Here is a 5,823-nt window from a genome sequence, read left to right as displayed (position 1 = left end):
TTGCGCAGTGGTGAGTGCGGGTTGGCGTTGGCCGGTGGGGTGACGGTGATGTCGACGCCGGCGGTGTTCGTGGACTTTGCCCGGCAGCGGGGGTTGTCGTCCGATGGGCGGTGCAAGGCGTTCGCGGACGCGGCGGATGGTGTCGGCTGGTCCGAGGGCGTGGGCATGCTGGTGTTGGAGCGTCAGTCGGACGCGGTCCGCAACGGTCACGAGATCCTGGCCGTGGTGCGCGGCTCGGCGGTCAATCAGGACGGCGCGTCCAACGGTCTGACGGCGCCCAACGGACCGTCCCAGCAGCGGGTGATCCGCCAGGCACTGGCCAGCGGCGGTCTCACCGTCGGTGACGTGGACGTGGTCGAGGCGCACGGCACCGGCACCACTCTCGGTGACCCGATCGAGGCGCAGGCGCTCCTCGCCACGTACGGCCGTGACCGCGATGCCGGGCAGCCGTTGCTGTTGGGTTCGGTGAAGTCCAACATCGGTCACACCCAGGCCGCGGCCGGTGTCGCGGGCATCATCAAGATGGTGTTGGCGATGCGGCACGGCGTCCTGCCACGGACCCTGCACGTCGATGCACCGTCCTCGCACGTGGACTGGTCCGAGGGCGCGGTGGAACTGCTGACCGAGCAGACCGCCTGGCCGGAGACCGGCCGGGCCCGGCGCGCGGGCGTCTCCTCGTTCGGCATCAGCGGTACCAACGTGCACGTCATCGTCGAACAGGCGCCGGCTCCCCGGGCGGCGAACGCGGCCGGTGCACCGCGGCGTTCGCCCGGCGCCGTGCCGCTGCTCCTGACCGGGCGCACCCGGGACGCCCTGCGCGGTCAGGCCGCCCGGCTACTCCAACACCTCCAGAACGGGCCGGACGCCGCGCTCGTGGACGTCGCGCTCTCCCTGGCCACCACCCGGACCCGCTTCGAACGGCGGGCCGCCGTCGTGGCGCAGGACCACGACCAGCTGCGCGCCGCGCTGGGCGCGCTCGCCGCCGGCCGGCCGGACCCCGCCGTCGTGGAGGGCGAAGCCGCCGGACGCGGCCGGATCGCCGTGCTGTTCACCGGACAGGGCAGCCAGCGGGCCGCGATGGGACGTGAACTCCACGCACGACAGCCCCGGTTCGCCGCGGCGTTCGACGAGGTCTGCGCCGCGCTCGACCCGCTGCTGGACCGGCCGCTGCGCGAGGTGGTGTTCGCCGAGGACGGCAGCGAAGAGGCCGCCCTGCTGGACGAGACCGGGTGGACCCAACCCGCGCTGTTCGCCGTCGAGGTCGCGCTGTACCGGTGGGTGGAGAGCTGGGGCATCCGGGCCGACCTGGTGGCGGGCCACTCGATCGGCGGGATCGCCGCGGCGCACGTCGCCGGGGTGCTGGACCTCGCGGACGCCTGCCGCCTGGTCGCCGCACGGGCGACGCTGATGCAGGCACTGCCGGCCGACGGCGCCATGTACGCGATCCAGGCCACCGAGGACGAGATCGCCGGACACCTCACCGACGCGGTGGCCCTCGCCGCCGTCAACGGGCCGCAGTCCGTGGTCGTCTCCGGCGACGAGACCGCGGCCGGGGAGATCGCCGCCGCCTTCGCCGCGCGCGGACGGAAGACCAAGCGGCTGCGGGTGAGCCACGCCTTCCACTCGCCGCACATGGACGGGATGACGGCGGCCTTCCGCACCGTCGCCGAAGGGCTGACGTACCGGGCGCCGCGCATCCCCCTGGTCTGCGACCTCACCGGTGCCCGCGCCGACGACGCGGCGGCGTGCACCGCGGAGTACTGGGTGCGGCACGTCCGCGAGGCCGTGCGGTTCGCCGACTGCGTGCGGACGCTGCGGGACGCCGGCGCCACCACCTTCGTGGAGCTGGGCCCCGACGGCCTGCTCACCGCGATGGCCCAGGACACCCTCGGCGACGACCCCGACGTCGAACTGGTGCCGGTGCTGCGCGCCGGACGCTCCGAGGAGGCGTCCGCGGCCACCGCCGTGGCCCGCCTCCAGGTGCGCGGCGTGGACGTGGACTGGGCCGGGTACCTGGCCGGGACCGGCGCCCGCCGCACCGACCTGCCGACCTACGCCTTCCAACACGAGCACTACTGGCCGCAGTTGCCCGCCCCGGCCGCCACCGCCACCGACCCCGCCGACCAGCGGCTGTGGGCCGCGGTGGAGCGCGGCGACGCCCGGGAGCTCGCCGCCATCCTCGGGCTGGACGCCGAGGACCACCCGCCGCTGGACACCCTGCTGCCCGCCCTCACGTCCTGGCGGCGCGGCAACCAGGAGAAGCACCTCCTCGACACCCTGCGCTACCGGGTGGAGTGGACGCGGCTGAGCAAGCCCGCCGCCCCGGTACTCGACGGCACCTGGCTCCTGGTGGCCTCCGACGCCACCGCGGCCGACGACGCCGACCTCCTGGACGCACTGGCCGACGCCCTCGGCACCCACGGCGCCCGCGTGCACCGCCTCGTCCTCGACGACTCCTGCGCGGATCGCCGGCGCCTCGCCGAGCGGCTGACCGGGACCGACGGCGTGGACGCCACCACCCAGGTGCTGTCCGTGCTGCCGCTCGACGAACGGCCCGCGGACGACTGCCCACCGCTCACCCGAGGACTGGCGCTGACCGTGGCGCTCGTCCAGGCCCTCGCCGACACCGACGCCCGGGGCCGGCTGTGGACCGCCACCCGCGGCGCCGTCTCCACCGGCCCCGACGACCCGGTCACCCACCCCGTCCAGGCCGTCGCCTGGGGACTGGGCCGCGGCGTCGCCCTGGAGCACCCCCGGCTGTGGGGCGGCCTGGTCGACCTGCCGGACGTCCTCGACCAGCGGGCCGGGCAGCGGCTCGCCGGCATCCTCGCCGTCAAGGACGTTCCGGACGGCGAGGACCAGGTGGCGCTGCGGGCCGGCGGAGTGTCCGGCCGGCGCCTGGTCCGCCACACCGTCGACGAGCTGCCCGCGGCCGGGGAGTTCACCGCGTCCGGCACCGTCCTGATCACCGGCGGCACCGGCGGCCTGGGCGCCGAGGTCGCCCGCTGGCTGGCCCGCGCCGGCGCCCAGCACCTCGTCCTCACCAGCCGTCGCGGCCCCGACGCCCCCGGGGCCGCCGCGCTCCGGGCCGAGCTGGCCGGACTCGGGCCGGCGGTCACCGTCGTCGCCTGCGACGCCGCCGACCGCGAAGCGCTCGCCGCGCTCCTCGCCGACCTGCCCGGGGAACTGCCGTTGACCGGCGTCGTGCACACCGCCGGCGTCGGCCACTACGGACCGCTCGACGGCCTCAGCACCGCCGACTTCGCCGCCCTGACCGCCGCCAAACTCGCCGGCGCCGCCCACCTCGACGCCCTGCTCGGCGACCGCGAACTGGACTTCTTCGTCCTCTTCGGCTCCATCGCCGGCGTCTGGGGCAGCGGCAACCAGAGCGCCTACGGCGCCGCCAACGCCTACCTCGACGCGCTCGCCCTGCACCGTCGCGCCCGCGGGCTGACCGCCACCTCCGTCGCCTGGGGCCCGTGGGCCGAGGCCGGCATGGCCGCCGACGACGCGGTCTCCGCGACCCTGCGCCGCCAGGGCCTCGGCCTGCTCGACCCGGCCCCGGCCCTGACCGAACTGCGCCGCGCCGTGGTCCGCCAGGACGTCACCGTCACCGTCGCCGACGTGGACTGGCAGCGCTACGCCCCGCTGTTCACCTCCGCCCGCCCCAGCGCCCTGCTCTCCGCACTGCCCGAGATCCGCGCCCTCGCCGACGACCGGCGCACCGGACCGGAACCGGCCGACGCCTCCGCACTCGTCACCCGGGTCCGCGCCCTTGCCGAACCCGACCAACTGCGCCTGCTCACCGACCTCGTCCGCACCGAGGCCGCCACCGTCCTCGGGCACGACTCTGCCGACGCGGTCCCCGCGGACCGTGCCTTCCGCGACGTCGGCTTCGACTCGCTGACCGCCGTGGAACTCCGCAAGCGCCTGGGCACCCTCAGCGGCCTGCCGCTGCCCAGCACCATGGTGTTCGACTACCCGACACCGCTGGAACTCGCGCACTACCTGCGCGCGGAGGTCCTCGGCGCGGTCCTGGAAGTCGCCGGCCCGGTCGCCACCGGCGCCGCCGACGACGAGCCGATCGCCATCATCGGCATGGCCTGCCGCTTCCCCGGCGGCGTCGGCTCCCCGGAACAGCTGTGGGACCTCGTCGACTCCGGCACCGACGCGATCAGCGACTTCCCCGTCAACCGCGGCTGGCACACCGGCAACCTCTTCGACCCGGACCCCGACCGGCCCGGCACCACCTACTCCACCCAGGGCGGCTTCCTCCACGACGCGGACGCCTTCGACCCCACCTTCTTCGGCATCGCGCCCCGCGAGGCGCTGGTCATGGACCCGCAGCAGCGGCTGCTGCTGGAGACCACCTGGGAGGCGTTCGAACGGGCCGGCATCCGACCGGACACCGTGCGGGCCAGCCTGACCGGCACGTTCATCGGCTCCAGCTACCAGGAGTACGGCCTCGGCGCGGGCGACGGAGCCGAGGGCCACATGGTCACCGGCAGCAGCCCCAGCGTGCTGTCCGGCCGCCTGTCGTACGTGTTCGGCCTCGAAGGCCCGGCCGTCACCGTCGACACCGCCTGCTCCTCCTCGCTCGTGGCGCTGCACCTGGCCTGCCAGTCGCTGCGCAACGGCGAGAGCACCCTGGCCGTCGCCGGCGGCGCCACGGTGATGACGACGCCCAACCCGTTCATCGCGTTCAGCCGGCAGCGCGCCCTCGCCCAGGACGGCCGCTGCAAGGCGTTCTCCGACGCCGCCGACGGCATGACCCTCGCCGAGGGCGTCGGCATCGTCCTCGTCGAACGGCTCTCCGACGCGCAGCGCAACGGCCACCCGGTGCTCGCCGTCCTCCGCGGTTCCGCCATCAACCAGGACGGCGCCTCCAACGGCCTGACCGCGCCCAACGGCCCGTCCCAACAGCGCGTCATCCGCCAGGCACTGGCCAACGCCCGCCTCGCGCCCGGCGACATCGACGCCCTGGAAGCGCACGGCACCGGCACCCCGCTCGGCGACCCCATCGAGGCCCAGGCACTGTTCGCCACCTACGGCCGCGACCGCGATCCCGAGGACGCGCTGCTGCTCGGCTCGGTCAAGTCCAACATCGGCCACACCCAGTCCGCCGCCGGCATCGCCGGCGTCATCAAGATGGTGATGGCGCTGCGGCACGGCCGGCTTCCGCGGACCCTGCACGCGGATGAGCCGTCGTCGCACGTGGACTGGTCCGCCGGGACGGTGCGGTTGTTGACCGAGGCGCGGGAGTGGCCGGTGACCGGCCGGCCGCGCCGGGCCGCGGTCTCCTCGTTCGGCATCAGCGGCACCAACGCCCACGCCGTGCTGGAGCAGGCGCCGACCGCGGCATCCGCCGCCGGGGCGCAGCGGCCCGCCGACGCACCGGCCCCGGTCGCCGGCGGCGTCGTCCCGTGGGTGGTCACCGCCCGCAGCGCCGCCGCACTGCGCGGCCAGGCCGAGCGCCTGCGCACGTACGTCGAGACCGCCGAACCGGCCGCCGGCCCGCTCGACATCGGCCTCAGCCTGGTGTCCGCCCGCGCCCGCTTCGCCCACCGCGCCGTCGTCGTCCCGCCCGCCGGCACCGACCCGCTGACCGCGCTGACCGCACTGGACGCTGTCGCGACCGACGGCGCCTCGCCCGTGGTCGCCCGCGGCGTGGCCGACGTGGCGGGGCGGACGGTGTTCGTGTTCCCGGGTCAGGGGTCGCAGTGGGTTGGTATGGGGGCGCAACTGGTGGATGAGTCGCGGGTGTTCGCGGAGCGGGTTGCGGAGTGTGAGGTGGCGTTGGGGGAGTTTGTCGAGTGGTCGTTG

1 protein-coding gene is annotated in these 5,823 nt (G+C 75.3%); it reads left to right on the top strand.

The window, feature by feature from the left end; all coding sequences use genetic code 11:
* Positions 1–5,823: type I polyketide synthase (locus ACJ6WD_RS41155; protein WP_407617798.1), on the top strand; the 5,823-nt coding region annotated here is incomplete at both ends.

Origin of the sequence: Streptomyces sp. VTCC 41912, from assembly GCF_045799175.1 — a bacterium.
GTDB classification, from domain to species: Bacteria; Actinomycetota; Actinomycetes; order Streptomycetales; family Streptomycetaceae; genus Streptomyces; species Streptomyces albulus_C.
Note: the sequence above shows the minus strand (reverse complement) of the source record. Positions and strands in the feature narration are given on the sequence as shown.